The sequence below is a fragment of the Escherichia sp. E3659 genome, from assembly GCF_005781135.1.
Classification (GTDB): Bacteria; Pseudomonadota; Gammaproteobacteria; order Enterobacterales; family Enterobacteriaceae; genus Escherichia.
Genome location: NZ_VATQ01000040.1, coordinates 53112 through 70868, shown reverse-complemented (window position 1 = coordinate 70868; position 17757 = coordinate 53112). Strand labels below are relative to the sequence as shown.

Here is a 17757-nt window from a genome sequence, read left to right as displayed (position 1 = left end):
ACGCAGATTAACGGTGACGACGCCACGGCAAATAACAGCGGCAAAACCACCGTTGACGGTAAAGACTCCACCGGCACGGAAATCAACGGTAATAACGGGAAAGTGGTTCAGGACGGCGATCTGGATGTCAGCGGCGGCGGTCACGGCATTGATATCACCGGCGACAGCGGCGCGACGGTGGATAACAAAGGCACCATGACTGTCACCGATCCGGAGTCCATCGGTATTCAGATCGACGGCGACCAGGCGGTTGTCAATAACGAAGGCGAGAGCACCATCACCAACGGCGGCACCGGCACACAGATTAACGGTGACGACGCCACGGCGAATAATAGCGGCAAAACCACGGTTGACGGTGAAGACTCCACCGGCACAGAAATCGCTGGAAATAATGCGACAGTCAATCAGAACGGTGATCTGGTCGTAAGTGGCGGGGCGCATGGTGTTGATATCACCGGTGACAGCACGACGGTGAATAACAAGAGCACCATAACCGTTACAGATGCGGGTTCGATCGGTATTCAGATCGAAGGCGACAACGCGACCTTTGCGAATACCGGCAAGGTTGATGTTACGAATTCAGCTACCGGGTTTAGCATTACAACTAATAATGGGGATGTCTCACTGGCTGGTGAGATTCAGATTGGAGACTTCTCAACGGGGCTTGTACTCAATGGTGACGACAACAAATTAACGTTGGCAACGACCGATCTAAATGTAACTGGGCAATCGGCCACTGGGGTTAATGTTAATGGTGATGGTAATAACGTTGATATCACTGGCAACATCAAGGTCGATAAAGATCAGTTAGCAGACAATGGAGCAGAAAAATTCTTCGATGCCTCTACTGGTATAAGCATTAAAGGCAACAATAACAATACAAATCTCGACGGTAAATTAACTGTTGTTGCTGATAGTGAAACAACTGCCCAGGAGTATTTAAAGTATAACGGTAGCCAGGAGAATATCTCTGGTCTGGTAGTAACTGGTGATGGCAATACTGTTAATCTAAATAGTGGTATTCATCTGGTGGGTGAAGCTAATCAATTAGTTGATGGTTCCGCAATAGCCACGCAGCGCAAGGGATATGGCGATGTTCAGGTCATTAGTGTTGATGGCCAATCCACTGTTCATCTTAAAGGGGATTCAACAATAAGTGGTGATTTCCCATTAGGTTATGAAAGTATCATTCAGTTAAATAATAAAGCCATACTTGAGGTCGATGCAGGTGCTACGCTAAGTATGGGTGATATTACTTCTTATGACCACTACAACACACCTGAATCAAGAATTATTGGGGTTAATTCGGGGGCGAGTGCAATAAATAATGGTGATATAGCACTAAGAAATATTGGATTTGCAACAGTATCAGACTCTGACTCTACCGGTATTAACAATGGTTCCATTACATTGGAACAGTATTTTTATGGGCATGTACAAACTGCTGGTGCTGGATTCTTTGCGACACAAGATGGTAATGCAACAAATAATGGAAAAATTACCGCAAAAATAATGCAGCAACAGAGTGTGATGAATATCTATTCTGACCTTGGAAGTACAACCCCGGCTGCATTTTATAATAAAGCATCTGGCACTACTGGGATGGAGTCGTTCATTAATGGCTCAGTGGTCAATAGCGTAGACGGAATTATTGATTTGTATGGCCGCGGCACGATCGGTATGCTGGCCATTGATAATTCCACTGCAGATAATGCAGGAAAAATTAGTCTTGATTCGTTATGGGTTGATGCAAATGACACCACAACGCTGAATGCTAATATTGCTTCTGTCGACGCCAGAGATTTTGGCGTTGGGATGGCAGTTGGTACCGATACCGGTAGCACCCCAAGAGAAAACGCAGTTGCAACTAACCAACAAGGCGGGGTCATCACCGTCTATAACGCCGGTGCAGGGATGGCTGCTTATGGTGCCAGCAATATCGTCATAAACCAGGGGACGATTAACCTCGAGAAAAATGGTAATTATGATGATAGCCTGGCAGCAAACACCCTGGTAGGGATGGCTGTTTATAACCATGGTACTGCTATCAACGACCAGACGGGTGTTATCAATATTAATGTTGATACTGGGCAGGCATTTTATAACGATGGTACAGGAACAATCCTGAATTACGGCGCTATTAATCTGTTTGGTACTCCTATAGATGAAACTGATTCGCATATGGGGGCCACAACAGAAAACAAAGATCTATTAAAAGAACTGAGTAAGAGTGGTGAAACAGTGACTAAGACATCCACAAAGGATGGATTTACCACTGTATCGTCATTAGCAAATTATGGTAATGAAACATTGAACGGGGATGTAAATGCGACTAACTGGTTGTACAACAAAGAACATGCCAGCCTGACGGTTAATGGTAAGTTGGATGTTGCAAAAGGGCTGGAAAACAGCGGAATACTGAAATCCGGAACCATCAATGCCAATGCCAGTATTTATAACCGTGCGTCAGGGAGTATCACAACCGATCTATTAACGTTGAATGGTGGCATAAACTTCTATAACGAAGGTGATTTTAGCGGAGTAATTAGCGGAACCAGTTACAGACAAAACATTGTTAACACTGGTGATATGACAGTAACTGCTGACGGTAGTTCTTTAATGAACGGTAGTTTCTTGCTTTATAATGAAGCGGGTTCGACCCTCAGCAATAGTGGCAATGCCATTGTAGGCGGTGAGAATTCCATTGTGAACGTGACCCGTACTAATGACTCACTTGCCCAGGTTAACCGCGGCACTATTACTGCGACTAACGGTTATAGTGCAATCAAAACCGTTGATACCGGTTCAAATAGTAACGGTAAGTGGATCTGGAATACAGAAACTGGCGTAATTAACGGTATTAATCCAAATGCTCCATTGATTGATTTAGGCCGTGGATATAATTTCGCTAATGCCGGAACAATCAATATTCAGGGGGATGGTGCAGTTGCCATCAGTGGTGGAACTACCAGTTACACTGTTCAGTTGGTGAACAGTGGCACGATTAACGTGGGTACTGAACAGGGCAAAGCTGATGGAAGCAACGGTGAAGGCCTGATTGGCATTAAAGGTAATGGTTCTGCAACAACGATTAATAACACTAAAGACGGCGTCATTAATGTTTACGCAGATAATTCATGGGCGTTTGGTGGCTCCACTAAAGCGATTGTGAATAATGGGATTATCAACCTGTTGTGTAATATTGGTTGCGAGATTTATGCGCCAAATACCACAGGAACGAGAAACAGTCAGGATGGCACTGCGGATATAATCGTACCGGACGCTTCTGCAGCGCCAGGGCAAGGCAACGTTCCTGCGGCACCAGTAAATGCCGAGAGTCAGCAAAAACTTACCAATTACACTATTGGTACAAATAGCGACGGAAGCTCCGGCACCTTGAAAGCCAATAACCTGGTTATCAGTGACAACGTTAAGGTAAATACTGGGTTTAGTGCAGGAACTGCTGATACTACCGTGGTGATTGATGATGTTTTCAAAGGTGAAAATATCAGCGGCGCGGAGAATATCACTTCCTCTTCAGTTGTCTGGAACGCTAAGGGCAGCACAGATGCCAACGGCAACGTTGACGTTACCATGAGCAAAAACGCTTACACCGAGGTGGCAACTGATGCTTCTGTGAATGACGTCGCGAAAGCACTGGATGCGGGTTACACCAACAACGAGCTGTATACCAGCCTGAACGTCGGCACGACTGCCGAACTGAACAGCGCCCTCAAACAGGTCAGTGGTAGCCAGGCGACAACGGTATTCCGCGAAGCGCGCGTGTTGAGCAACCGCTTTAGTATGCTGGCGGATGCCGCGCCGAAAGTGGGCAACGGTCTGGCGTTTAACGTGGTGGCGAAAGGCGATCCGCGTGCCGAGTTAGGTAATAATACCGAATACGACATGCTGGCATTGCGTAAAACCATCGACCTGAGCGAAAGCCAGACGATGAGTCTGGAGTACGGTATAGCTCGCCTCGATGGCGACGGTGCTCAGAAAGCGGGTGATAATGGCGTAACCGGTGGCTACAGCCAGTTCTTTGGCCTGAAACATCAGATGTCCTTCGACAATGGCATGAACTGGAATAACGCATTGCGTTATGACGTTCACAACCTTGACAGCAGTCGTTCGATTGCATTTAGCAGCACGAACAAAACGGCTGATACCGACGTGAAGCAGCAGTACCTGGAGTTCCGCAGCGAAGGGGCGAAGACTTTCGAACCGAGCGAAGGGCTGAAGATCACGCCATATGCGGGTGTAAAACTGCGTCACACACTGGAAGGTGGCTATCAGGAACGCAATGCCGGAGACTTTAACCTGAGCATGAACAGCGGCAGCGAAACGGCGGTAGACAGCATCGTCGGGCTGAAACTGGACTACGCAGGAAAAGACGGCTGGAGTGCGAGCGCTACGCTGGAAGGCGGGCCAAACCTGAGCTACGCGAAGAGCCAGCGCACGGCAAGCCTGGCAGGCGCTGGCAGCCAGCACTTTAACGTCGATGACGGGCAGAAGGGCGGCGGTATCAACAGCCTGGCAAGCGTCGGCGTGAAGTACAGCAGCAAAGAAAGTTCACTGAATCTGGATGCGTACAACTGGAAAGAGGACGGCATCAGCGACAAAGGTGTGATGCTGAACTTCAAGAAAACGTTCTAATTTTTAGCATGTGATACATAAACCGCAACGCTGATACAGGTTGCGGTTTTTTTATTGCCGGATGCGGCGCTTGACGCGTTTTGTTTTGGTGTCTTTCAGGACAATAGAGCAACTCATCCAGTAATCTTGTTTACGCCTTCGCATTATTTATCTCTTTTCATTTCTATACTGATTTTCTTAATCCGTTTTATTACAGGGCAGGGTGCGATGAGCAACAACACATTTACTCTCGGTACAAAATCCGTTAACCGTCTTGGTTATGGCGCAATGCAACTGGCAGGGCCAGGGGTTTTCGGCCCCCCCAGAGATCGCCATGTTGCTATAACCGTGCTACGCGAGGCGCTGGCATTGGGCGTCAATCACATTGATACCAGCGACTTTTATGGCCCGCACGTCACCAATCAGATTATCCGCGAAGCGCTTTATCCTTATTCTGACGACCTGACAATTGTCACTAAAATTGGTGCGCGGCGTGGTGAGGATGCTTCCTGGTTGCCCGCATTTTCTCCGGCGGAGCTGCAAAAAGCGGTGCACGATAATCTACGTAATCTCGGCCTGGACGTACTGGATGTAGTAAATCTGCGCGTAATGTTTGGCGATGGTCACGGCCCAGCGGAAGGACCGATTGAAGCCAGCCTGACCGTGCTGGCGGAGATGCAACAACAAGGTCTGGTGAAACATATTGGTCTGAGCAACGTCACACCGACGCAGGTTGCAGAGGCGCGCAAGATTGCCGAAATCGTCTGTGTGCAGAACGAATACAACATTGCTCATCGTGCTGATGACGCAATGATTGATGCTTTGGCCCGAGATGGCATTGCCTACGTGCCGTTCTTCCCGCTCGGAGGCTTTACGCCGCTGCAATCTTCCACTCTTTCCGATGTTGCTGCGAGCCTGGGTGCAACACCAATGCAGGTGGCGCTGGCGTGGCTGTTACAGCGTTCACCGAATATTTTGCTGATCCCAGGGACGTCTTCTGTAGCGCATTTACGGGAGAATATGGCTGCTGAAAAATTGCATCTTTCTGAGGAAGTGTTGTCTACGTTGGATGGTATTTCGCGAGAATAACGAATATACAAAAGGGAAAGACGCATTTCCCTTTTGTTCCTTTTTTAATGGCATGGAGTGCATATGTTTAAGGCCAGGATTTGCGGCTGGATACGTTTACTGCCCCTGTTTATGCTGAGTCTACCAGTACATGCGGAACTTCGATGTGTTGCAAGTGCAGTTGATATTGAACCATTTTTTTCTGCGGCTACCGCTGAAGATAAACAGCAAGTTGAACAAGCTATCAACAGTTGCGAGAATCTTGTCCCCGTCGGTTTATCTGCACCGGACTGGAAAGTGCATCGTGGCGATTTAGTGGTGGAAGGTAATATAGAGCGTAATGAAAAATTGATTGTTCTTGGCAATTTGACAGTCAAAGGAAATATTTCCACTTTCTCTCTTTCTAATCCATGGGTTATTCTCGGTGACGTGACGGCAACGAATATAGTTACGGATTCACCACTGTTAATTACCGGTTCGATAAATGCAAGTGGACTGGTATTTATCGACTCATATTACGATAATCCGTCTACGATTAAGGGGAGTATTAATGCGCGTGGGATATTTATCAATGACATAATTGCACCTGTTGTTGTGTCTTCGACAAATAGTGAATTCATGGTCCGTGCGAGTGACAAAAATGACACTGAAAATGTCAAAAAAGCGCTGATGATAATAAATCCTGATGCATATCATTGGGGTCTAATAAATGATGAAGATGCTCTGAAAGAAATTTTTAAGCGAAGCAATATTCGCATGGCAGGGAATGTCTGTAATCAGATGAAAAAAGAAGCGCTGTTTCGCCCTAAGCCTTCTCCTGAGTTAGTGCAGGAATTGCAAATGCTGGATGAAGGCAAAGTTGCTGCATTTGAAGGACGAGACATTGCGACATTTGATCTTGCCATAATGCGAACTCTCCCAAGGCTTAAAGGAATTTCAGCTAACCTACGCAAACAACTTATTAATAGCAATGATGAACAAACGATTGAAAGTATGGCGAGATATATGCCTGACAATGAGATTCTGGAGTTGACCGATCAGCAATTGGGTTACCAGCCTGTTGTTCTGGGTTTGCTCGACCGTGAACCGCTCTCAGTCGAAATAATGACGCGAATGAGTCGTCTACCTGATGGTGTCGGTCCGTTGAATCTTGCGCTACGTGAAAATCTCCCTCTGGATATCGTCATGACTCTGGCGAAAAGAGATTGGGGTATGATCATTCAGGGACTTTATAAAGATGCGTGGTTATTGCCCGAATCCATTATAGATGGCTATATCAGCAGTGATGATCCCACAATTCGTCAGGTCGGTGCTGGAGGACAACTCACTTACAATCAGGCAATGCAGTTGGCGAATGATTCATCAAACAATGTTGTCACAAGCTTAGCGTTCAAGCTGGCAGAGATGAAATACCATGGTCAATTATTGCGGATGACGCCACAAGAGAGTGACAAAGTTGCAGCCTATTTATACCAAAAATTCGAGAATGACGATGATCTAATACGTGTGTTATTTTTAGCATTGCCAGATAACTTACAGTTTATTTTTGTTAAAAAGATGGAGAAAAAATTCCCTACCTACTTTTGCTGTCGGGATATGCAGGTAATTCACTCTGACGCTGCTTTACAACGGTTATTGACACGTTTCAACGATCCTGAAGGGTGGAGTAATCTGGCGAAAAATCAGTATCTGAGTACGGCGATGAAACAAAAAATTTGGCAACGTGCTTTATCGCATCGAAAAAATAATCCGAAAGCAGATTCAGCTGCATATGAAACCAGCGCTGATATGATTTTGTCTGAGCTTATCAGCCACGGTGAAGTTGATGACCAGATGCTATTAAATGCCACCGCCCTGATACGTTTGGAAGACTGGGACTTTTTAGAGAGTGCATTAGTTAGTTGGGATAATTTACCCGCTGTTGTCCTCAAGGAATTACAGCAAAATACGCCACGCAATGATATTTGGGCGAAGTTTTTTCTGAGGCAGGAAAACAGCTCCCGTGCGCAGGTTAACGAAGCGTTACGTGTTTATTATGCTCTGGACCCCGGTGCGTTAGCGCAACTGGATGTACTGGCAAAACAACCGGATCGTATATGGTGGAGTACACTGGCGAAAAGCAATCTCACATTTTTCAAGTTCGGCGCACTTAACAACCGCCACACACCGCCTGCAGTACTGGCGGCAGAAATTGATCCCGAGTGGTGGATTGTGGCGATGAATAATCCCCGTTTTCCAGTTGATGTATTAAAGGCGAGGCTGAAACGTGATCCTTTGCTGGCGTTAGAGCTTGTTAACCCTGAACTGGATTTAGTCCGCCAGCTGGCGCTTAACGGTAAGACGCGCGCAATACGGGAACAAGCGATGAGAAAACTTGATGAGTTGTATTGATCCACAACGTAATGTTTTTTAACTATCTGATTAATTGGGGATAATCATTCCTGACAGTGAGTCCCCAATACCTTGATATATTCTGAATTTTTAATGAAACGGCGTGTTGCGATATCACCGTCAGGGGAATTGATGCACCATAGCGCAAACCGAATTATCAAGGATTGATAATGACGCTCTACCAAATAAAACCGCTCTTTCAGTCGCTGTTAAGGCCGACGATGTTTTGGCTTTATAAGCACCATGTTACAGCGAATCACATCACTCTTACGGCACTGGCGCTTTCTCTTCTTACCGGATTGCTGTTGATGTTGGTGGCACAACCCATCCTCTTTTTGCTATTGCCCATCGTGCTTTTTATCCGTATGGCGCTCAATGCGCTGGATGGCATGTTGGCGCGTGAGTGCAATCAGCAAACACGGCTTGGGGCGATTTTGAATGAGACTGGCGATGTTATTTCTGATATTGCGCTCTATTTACCGTTTTTATTTTTACCGGAAAGTAACGCATCACTCGTAATACTCATGTTATTTTGCACCATATTGACTGAGTTTTGCGGTTTACTCGCGCAGACGATTAACGGTATTCGCAGTTATGCCGGTCCATTTGGCAAAAGCGATCGCGCGTTAATATTTGGTCTGTGGGGGCTGGCCATTGCCATTTATCCACAGTGGATGCAATGGAATAATCTTTTATGGAGCATTGCTTCAATTCTGCTTCTCTGGACTGCGATTAATCGTTGTCGAAGCGTGCTCCTGATGAGCGCTGAAAGATAATGCTGGAAAAATCTCTGGCAACACTTTTCGCGTTGTTAATTTTAGCAACGCTGATAAACCGTTTTCTGGTATGGCGGTTACCGGAGAGAAAAGGGGATGAAGTTACATTACGTATTCGTACCTGGTGGGGCATCGTCATTTGTTTTTCACTGGTCATTTCAGGTCCACGCTGGATGACGTTGACGTTTTTTGCGCTGATAAGTTTTCTGGCATTGAAGGAATATTGTACGCTTATATCCGTACTTTTTCCGCGTTGGTTATATTGGGTTATTCCTCTTAACTATTTGCTTATCGGTTTTAATTGCTTTGAGCTGTTTCTGTTATTTATACCTTTGACTGGGTTTCTGATATTAGCCACCTGGCGAGTTTTTGTGGGGGACCCCTCCGGTTTTCAGCATACCGTGAGCGCCATTTTTTGGGGATGGATAATGACCGTTTTTGCCTTGAGTCATGCCGCCTGGCTATTAATGTTGCCAACCATAAATATCCAGGGCGGGGCGTTACTGGTGTTATTTCTTTTGGCGTTAACCGAGTCAAACGATATTGCACAGTATTTATGGGGGAAATCCTGCGGTAGAAGAAAAGTGGTCCCCAAAGTCAGCCCGGGAAAAACGCTGGAAGGTCTGGTGGGGGGCGTAATCACCACCATGATTGCGTCACTGATTATTGGACCGTTGCTGACACCGCTAAATACATTACAGGCATTATTAGCGGGTTTGTTAATTGGTATTAGTGGTTTTTGCGGCGATGTCGTGATGTCAGCCATCAAACGAGATGTGGGTGTTAAAGATAGTGGAAAACTATTACCAGGACATGGCGGACTCCTTGACAGGATTGACTCATTAATTTTCACCGCTCCGGTATTTTTTTATTTTATTCGCTACAGCTGTTACTGAAGGAAAATAGAAAAAATGGAAAATTCACGCATCCCTGGGGAACATTTTTTTACCACCAGTGATAATACAGCGTTGTTTTATCGGCACTGGCCCGCTTTACAGCCCGGGGCGAAAAAGGTCATCGTCTTATTTCATCGCGGTCATGAACATTCTGGTCGTCTACAACATCTCGTTGATGAACTGGCGATGCCAGATACTGCTTTTTATGCATGGGATGCCCGGGGGCATGGAAAAACTTCGGGGCCGCGTGGTTATAGCCCATCTCTTGCGCGTTCAGTGCAGGATGTCGATGAATTTGTCCGTTTTGCTGCCAGCGAAAGCCAGGTCGGGCTGGAAGAGGTGGTTGTGATCGCGCAAAGCGTCGGCGCAGTGCTGGTTGCCACATGGGTTCATGATTATGCGCCTGCAATTCGCGGGCTGGTGCTGGCTTCTCCGGCCTTTAAGGTTAAATTGTATGTGCCTCTGGCACGTCCTGCGCTGGCGTTATGGCATCGTCTGCGTGGTCTGTTTTTTATTAATTCCTATGTGAAAGGACGCTATTTGACCCACGATCGGCAACGGGTGGCGAGTTTCAATAATGATCCGCTGATCACACGGGCGATTGCCGTCAATATCTTGCTCGATCTCTATAAAACGTCTGAACGTATTGTTAGCGATGCGGCGGCGATTACGCTTCCCACGCAACTTCTGATATCAGGCGATGACTATGTGGTGCATCGCCAACCGCAGATTGATTTTTATCAGAGATTACGTAGCCCTCTGAAAGAGCTGCATCTGTTGCCTGGCTTTTATCACGACACGTTGGGTGAAGAGAACAGGGCGCAGGCATTTGAAAAAATGCAAAGCTTTATCAGCCGCTTATATGCTAACAAATCGCAAAAATTTGATTATCAGCGTGAAGATCGCACAGGACCATCAGCGGATCGATGGCGGCTCCTTTCTGGTGGACCCGTGCCATTATCGCCGGTTGATTTGGCGTATCGCTTTATACGTAAAGGGATGAAATTGTTCGGGGCGCACTCTGCGGGCCTGCATCTCGGAATGAGCACCGGCTTTGATTCAGGCAGTTCGCTGGATTATGTCTATCAAAATCAACCGCAAGGTAGTAACGCATTCGGGCGCTTAATCGACAAAATCTACCTGAACAGTGTTGGCTGGCGCGGTATTCGCCAGCGCAAAACCCATTTACAAATACTGATTAAACAAGCCGTTGCCGATCTCCACGCCAAAGGTTTAGCCGTCCGCGTGGTTGATATTGCCGCAGGGCATGGGCGCTATGTACTGGATGCGCTGGCAAACGAGCCTGCCGTAAGCGATATTTTGTTACGTGATTACAGCGAGTTAAATGTTGCACAGGGGCAAGAGATGATTACCCAACGGGGAATGTCTGAGCAGGTGCGTTTTGAACAGGGCGATGCGTTTAACACGGAGGAACTCAGCGCGTTAACTCCGCGGCCTACGCTGGCGATTGTCTCTGGCCTGTATGAGCTTTTTCCCGAAAATGAGCAGGTAAAAAACTCCCTCGCTGGTCTTGCCAATGCCATCGAACCGGGAGGCATTCTCATCTACACCGGGCAGCCGTGGCACCCACAACTGGAGCTGATTGCCGGGGTGTTAACCAGTCACAAAGATGGTAAACCGTGGTTAATGCGCGTGCGTTCGCAAGGGGAGATGGATTCGCTCGTGCATGATGCTGGATTTGATAAATGCACACAATGGATTGATGAGTGGGGCATTTTTACGGTTTCGATGGCGGTGCGTCGTGATAACTGAACGCCGGAGCGTATTGCTCCAGGGAGCTGGCTGGTTATTGTTGCTGGCCCCGTTTTTCTTCTTCACCTATGGATCTCTTAATCAGTTCACCGCGTTCCAGGACCTTAACAGCCATGATATCCCCAGTCAGGTGTTCGGTTGGGAAACGGCGATCCCTTTTCTTCCCTGGACTATTGTTCCTTACTGGAGTCTGGATCTTTTATATGGATTTTCGCTGTTCGTTTGTAGCTCGACATTCGAACAGCGCCGACTTGTCCACCGGCTTATTCTGGCAACGGTAATGGCCTGCTGCGGTTTTTTGCTCTATCCGCTGAAGTTTAGTTTTATCCGCCCTGAAGTGAGTGGGGTGACAGGATGGCTATTTTCGCAACTTGAACTGTTTGATCTGCCTTATAACCAGTCTCCTTCGCTGCATATTATTCTCTGCTGGCTACTTTGGCGTCACTTTCGTCAGCATCTGGCTGAGAGGTGGCGTAAAGTCTGTGGCGGATGGTTTTTACTCATCGCTATTTCTACTCTGACGACCTGGCAGCATCATTTTATTGATGTCATCACAGGGCTGGCGGTAGGTATGTTGATTGACTGGATGGTGCCCGTCGATCGTCGTTGGAATTATCAGAAACCTGATCAACGTCGAATCAAAATAGCACTGCCATATGTCGTAGGCGCGGGCTCGTGCATTGTGTTAATGGAGCTAATGGTGATGATTCAGTTATGGTGGTCAGTCTGGTTATGTTGGCCAGTATTATCGCTACTCATTATTGGCCGTGGGTACGGTGGGCTTGGCGCGATAACAACAGGGAAAGATAGTCAGGGGAAACTCCCACCCGCCGTTTACTGGCTGACATTGCCCTGCCGCATCGGGATGTGGCTGTCTATGCGTTGGTTTTGTCTTCGCCTGGAGCCGGTGAGCAAAATGACTGCTGGTGTTTATTTAGGGGCGTTTCCACGACATATTCCGGCACAGAATGCGGTTCTGGACGTCACCTTTGAATTCCCTCGTGGACGAGCGACAAAAGATCGACTCTATTTCTGTGTACCGATGCTGGATCTGGTGGTTCCGGAAGAGGGGGAGCTCCGACAGGCCGTGGGGATGCTGGAAACATTACGCGAAGAGCAAGGCAGCGTTCTGGTCCATTGCGCGTTGGGATTATCGCGCAGTGCGCTGGTAGTGGCGGCATGGCTGTTATGTTACGGACACTGTAAAACAGTTGATGAAGCGATTAGCTTTATTCGAGCCAGACGCTCGCATATTGTGCTTAAGGAAGAGCACAAAGCGATGCTGAAATTATGGGAAAACAGGTAAGTGGATTGAGATGTGGACTGAACTACAGTCCACATCAAGATCGTGTCCGGTTATGCGGCAACAATGCTGTCAATGGCTGCTTTCGCGTCAGACTGCGCTTTCGCTGCCATTTCCGGACCGTATGCGATCCCTTCGGCGAAGACAAATTTCACATCGGTAATGCCGATAAAGCCGAGGAACGTGGACAGATACGGCGTCACCAGGTCCGTTGGTCCATCTTTATGGATCCCGCCGCGGCTGGTAATAACGATGGCTTTTTTACCCGTTACCAGACCTTCCGGACCGTTCTCGGTATAGCGGAAAGTAACGCCTGCGCGTGCAACCAGGTCAAAATAGTTTTTCAACTGAGTTGAGATGTTGAAGTTATACATCGGTGCCGCAATAACGATAACGTCGTGGGCTTTCAGCTCGGCAATCAGCTCATCGGAAAGCGCCAGAGCTTCCTGCTGACGCGGAGTCAGCGGCGCATCGCTCGGACGCAGAGCGCCAACCAGTTCGCCATCCAGTACCGGAATCGGATTTGCAGCCAGGTCGCGAACGGTGATTTCATCAGCGGAGTGCTTTTCGCGCCATTGTTCAACAAAATAATCGGACAACTGATTAGACTGAGAGTACCCTGCCAGGATGCTGGATTTAAGAACTAATACCTTGCTCATGGTGTTTCCTTATAGATATTTGAATGGGCGATGCCCCGTTGCTTGTTGACACTTTATTCACAATCCTGCCACAGAGATAGCGCAATAAATCGAAGCCTATGTTCGAATTTATTGAACAACGCATAGAAAGCCGCGATGTGGTACTCTATATCTATCATTTCAAAGAAAATTAATCAGGCAGACTACTGCCCACTAACGTTATGACAGAACAACAAAAATTGACCTTTACGGCCTTGCAGCAGCGGCTGGATTCGCTGATGCTGCGTGACAGACTGCGTTTTTCTCGCCGTCTGCACGGCGTGAAGAAGGTTAAAAATCCTGATGCACAACAGGCCATTTTCCAGGAGATGGCGAAAGAGATTGACCAGGCGGCAGGGAAAGTCCTGCTGCGTGAAGCGGCACGACCGGAAATTACTTACCCGGACAATTTGCCGGTTAGTCAGAAAAAACAGGACATTCTCGAAGCAATTCGTGATCACCAGGTGGTGATCGTCGCCGGGGAAACGGGTTCCGGTAAAACGACTCAGTTACCGAAAATCTGTATGGAGCTGGGGCGCGGGATTAAAGGGCTGATCGGCCATACCCAGCCGCGTCGCCTGGCGGCAAGAACGGTGGCGAACCGTATTGCGGAAGAGCTGAAAACGGAGCCGGGCGGTTGCATCGGTTACAAAGTGCGTTTCAGCGATCACGTAAGTGATAACACGATGGTCAAGCTGATGACCGACGGTATCCTGCTGGCGGAGATCCAGCAAGACCGCCTGCTGATGCAGTACGACACCATCATTATTGACGAAGCGCACGAACGCAGCCTGAATATCGATTTTCTGCTCGGCTATTTGAAAGAGTTGCTGCCGCGGCGTCCTGACCTAAAAATCATTATCACTTCCGCGACTATCGACCCGGAACGCTTTTCGCGCCACTTTAATAATGCGCCGATTATCGAAGTCTCCGGTCGGACCTATCCGGTGGAAGTGCGCTATCGCCCGATTGTTGAAGAAGCCGATGACACCGAGCGCGACCAGTTGCAGGCGATTTTTGACGCCGTAGACGAACTGAGCCAGGAAAGTCCTGGTGATATCCTGATCTTTATGAGCGGTGAGCGGGAAATTCGCGATACCGCCGATGCGCTGAACAAGCTGAACTTACGCCATACCGAAATCTTGCCGCTTTATGCGCGGCTTTCGAATAGCGAACAGAACCGCGTGTTCCAGTCGCACAGCGGACGGCGCATTGTACTGGCGACCAACGTCGCGGAAACCTCGCTGACCGTACCGGGGATTAAATACGTTATCGACCCAGGTACGGCGCGTATCAGCCGCTACAGCTATCGCACCAAAGTGCAGCGATTGCCGATTGAGCCCATTTCGCAGGCTTCAGCCAATCAGCGTAAAGGCCGCTGTGGTCGTGTGTCAGAAGGGATCTGTATTCGTCTCTATTCCGAAGACGATTTCCTCTCGCGCCCGGAGTTTACCGATCCGGAGATTCTGCGTACCAACCTGGCCTCGGTTATTTTGCAGATGACCGCGCTGGGGCTGGGCGATATCGCCGCGTTCCCGTTTGTCGAAGCGCCAGATAAACGCAATATCCAGGATGGCGTGCGTCTGCTTGAAGAACTGGGCGCGATCACCACGGATGAACAGGCCAGCGCCTATAAACTGACGCCGCTCGGTCGCCAGCTCTCGCAGTTGCCTGTCGACCCACGTCTGGCGCGTATGGTGCTGGAAGCGCAAAAACATGGCTGCGTGCGTGAGGCGATGATTATCACTTCCGCACTCTCCATTCAGGATCCGCGCGAGCGTCCGATGGATAAACAGCAGGCATCGGACGAAAAACATCGTCGCTTCCACGACAAAGAATCCGACTTCCTCGCGTTTGTAAATCTGTGGAATTATCTTGGCGAGCAGCAAAAGGCACTTTCTTCAAACGCCTTCCGTCGCCTGTGCCGCACCGATTACCTCAACTATCTGCGCGTGCGCGAATGGCAGGATATCTACACCCAACTGCGCCAGGTAGTGAAAGAACTCGGCATTCCGGTGAACAGCGAACCGGCGGAGTATCGCGAAATTCACATTGCGTTGCTGACTGGTTTGCTTTCCCATATCGGCATGAAAGATGCCGATAAACAGGAATATACCGGTGCACGTAACGCGCGTTTCTCCATCTTCCCCGGTTCTGGTTTATTCAAAAAGCCGCCGAAATGGGTAATGGTGGCGGAACTGGTAGAAACCAGCCGCCTGTGGGGGCGCATTGCGGCACGCATCGATCCAGAATGGGTGGAGCCAGTTGCTCAGCATTTGATTAAACGCACCTACAGCGAACCGCACTGGGAACGGGCGCAGGGCGCGGTGATGGCAACGGAAAAAGTCACCGTGTACGGGTTGCCGATTGTCGCCGCGCGTAAGGTTAACTATAGCCAGATCGATCCGGCGTTATGTCGTGAACTCTTTATTCGCCACGCGCTGGTGGAAGGTGACTGGCAGACGCGTCACGCATTCTTCCGTGAAAACCTGAAACTACGGGCGGAAGTAGAAGAGCTGGAACACAAAACACGTCGCCGCGATATTTTGGTTGATGACGAAACGTTGTTTGAGTTCTACGACCAGCGCATCAGCCATGATGTGATCTCTGCACGCCACTTCGACAGCTGGTGGAAAAAAGTCAGCCGCGAAACGCCTGATTTGCTCAACTTTGAAAAGAGCATGTTGATCAAAGAAGGGGCGGAAAAAATCAGCAAGCTGGATTACCCGAACTTCTGGCATCAGGGCAATCTCAAGCTGCGTTTAAGCTATCAGTTTGAGCCCGGCGCGGATGCTGACGGTGTGACCGTACATATTCCGCTGCCGTTACTTAACCAGGTTGAGGAAAGCGGGTTTGAGTGGCAGATTCCCGGTCTGCGCCGCGAACTGGTGATTGCTCTGATTAAATCGTTGCCAAAACCGGTACGCCGTAATTTTGTTCCCGCGCCAAACTACGCCGAAGCGTTTTTAGGTCGCGTCACACCGCTGGAGTTACCGTTGCTCGACAGCCTTGAGCGCGAGTTACGGCGGATGACCGGCGTTACCGTTGACCGCGAAGACTGGCACTGGGATCAGGTGCCTGATCACCTGAAAATCACCTTCCGCGTGGTGGATGACAAAAACAAGAAGCTAAAAGAAGGGCGCTCGCTACAAGATCTGAAAGATGCGCTGAAAGGCAAAGTGCAGGAAACGCTGTCTGCGGTGGCGGATGACGGTATCGAGCAGAGCGGCTTACATATCTGGAGTTTTGGTCAGCTGCCGGAAAGCTACGAACAGAAGCGTGGCAACTACAAAGTGAAGGCGTGGCCGGCGCTGGTGGATGAGCGCGACAGTGTGGCGATCAAACTGTTTGATAACCCGCTGGAGCAAAAGCAGGCAATGTGGAACGGTCTTCGCCGTTTACTGCTGCTGAATATTCCATCGCCGATCAAGTATTTGCATGAGAAGTTACCAAACAAAGCCAAGCTGGGGCTGTACTTTAACCCGTATGGCAAAGTGCTGGAGCTGATTGACGACTGTATCTCATGCGGTGTGGATCAACTGATCGACGCCAATGGTGGCCCGGTCTGGACGGAAGAAGGCTTTGCTGCGCTGCATGAAAAAGTGCGGGCCGAACTGAATGACACGGTGGTGGATATTGCGAAGCAGGTCGAGCAAATCCTCACTGCGGTGTTCAATATCAACAAACGCCTGAAAGGTCGGGTGGATATGACCATGGCGCTGGGGCTGTCGGATATCAAAGCGCAGATGGGCGGGCTGGTATATCGCGGTTTTGTCACTGGTAACGGCTTCAAACGGCTGGGCGACACGCTGCGATATTTGCAGGCGATTGAAAAACGACTGGAAAAACTGGCGATTGATCCACATCGCGACCGTGCACAGATGCTGAAAGTCGAAAACGTCCAGCAGGCGTGGCAGCAATGGCTCAACAAACTGCCGCCTGCACGTCGTGAGGATGAAGACGTGAAAGAGATCCGCTGGATGATAGAAGAGCTGCGCGTTAGTTACTTCGCTCAACAACTTGGTACACCTTATCCGATTTCAGATAAGCGTATTTTGCAGGCGATGGAGCAGATTAGCGGTTAACCCTGCTATTTGTCTGATAAATCTAAAACCCGGTAAGCATTTAGCGCCGGGTTTTTTATTAATTCTAAAAACGGTAAGGGCAAAAATTGGGGAATTCAGAAAAATACAATTCTCTGCTGCAAGATGAATAATGTTTATCTACAGCTTTTCCGT

General features: G+C 48.6%; 9 protein-coding genes. 8 read left to right on the top strand and 1 reads right to left on the bottom strand.

The features are described 5' to 3' along the window. The 7 genes from FEK47_RS21465 to FEK47_RS21435 all read left to right on the top strand — a co-directional run. A partial coding sequence (locus FEK47_RS21465) for an autotransporter outer membrane beta-barrel domain-containing protein (RefSeq protein WP_138183366.1) occupies positions 1–4656 on the top strand: 4656 nt, incomplete at its 5' end. 207 nt (positions 4657–4863) lie between these two features. After that, complete coding sequence (gene pdxI, locus FEK47_RS21460) at positions 4864–5724, top strand: pyridoxine 4-dehydrogenase (protein ID WP_135487815.1); 861 nt, start codon at positions 4864–4866, stop codon at positions 5722–5724. A 63-nt stretch (positions 5725–5787) separates the two neighbouring features. After that, positions 5788–8094, top strand: a complete 2307-nt coding sequence (locus FEK47_RS21455; RefSeq protein WP_138183365.1) for a DUF2773 domain-containing bactofilin — start codon at positions 5788–5790, stop codon at positions 8092–8094. 170 nt (positions 8095–8264) lie between these two features. Next, positions 8265–8870, top strand: a complete 606-nt coding sequence (locus FEK47_RS21450; protein WP_135487814.1) for a CDP-alcohol phosphatidyltransferase family protein — start codon at positions 8265–8267, stop codon at positions 8868–8870. Further along, entirely contained in the window at positions 8870–9766 is an 897-nt protein-coding gene (locus tag FEK47_RS21445; protein WP_135487813.1) for a phosphatidate cytidylyltransferase, read from the top strand. The genes FEK47_RS21450 and FEK47_RS21445 overlap by 1 nt, the downstream gene beginning before the upstream one ends. Positions 9767–9781: 15 nt before the next feature. Beyond that, positions 9782–11539, top strand: coding sequence for a bifunctional alpha/beta hydrolase/class I SAM-dependent methyltransferase (locus FEK47_RS21440; protein ID WP_135487812.1), 1758 nt, complete (start codon positions 9782–9784; stop codon positions 11537–11539). Then, complete coding sequence (locus FEK47_RS21435) at positions 11529–12845, top strand: phosphatase PAP2/dual specificity phosphatase family protein (protein WP_135487811.1); 1317 nt, start codon at positions 11529–11531, stop codon at positions 12843–12845. Before FEK47_RS21440 ends, FEK47_RS21435 begins: the two co-directional genes overlap by 11 nt. Before the next feature lie 50 nt (positions 12846–12895). On the opposite strand, the gene azoR is transcribed toward FEK47_RS21435, so the two are convergent. Beyond that, a complete protein-coding gene (gene azoR, locus FEK47_RS21430) occupies positions 12896–13501 on the bottom strand; it encodes an FMN-dependent NADH-azoreductase (protein ID WP_000048948.1) in 606 nt (201 codons plus the stop codon). A 200-nt stretch (positions 13502–13701) separates the two neighbouring features. On the opposite strand from azoR, the gene hrpA reads away from it, so the two are divergent. Next, positions 13702–17604, top strand: coding sequence for an ATP-dependent RNA helicase HrpA (hrpA, locus tag FEK47_RS21425; RefSeq protein WP_135487810.1), 3903 nt, complete (start codon positions 13702–13704; stop codon positions 17602–17604). Positions 17605–17757: the final 153 nt, after the last annotated feature.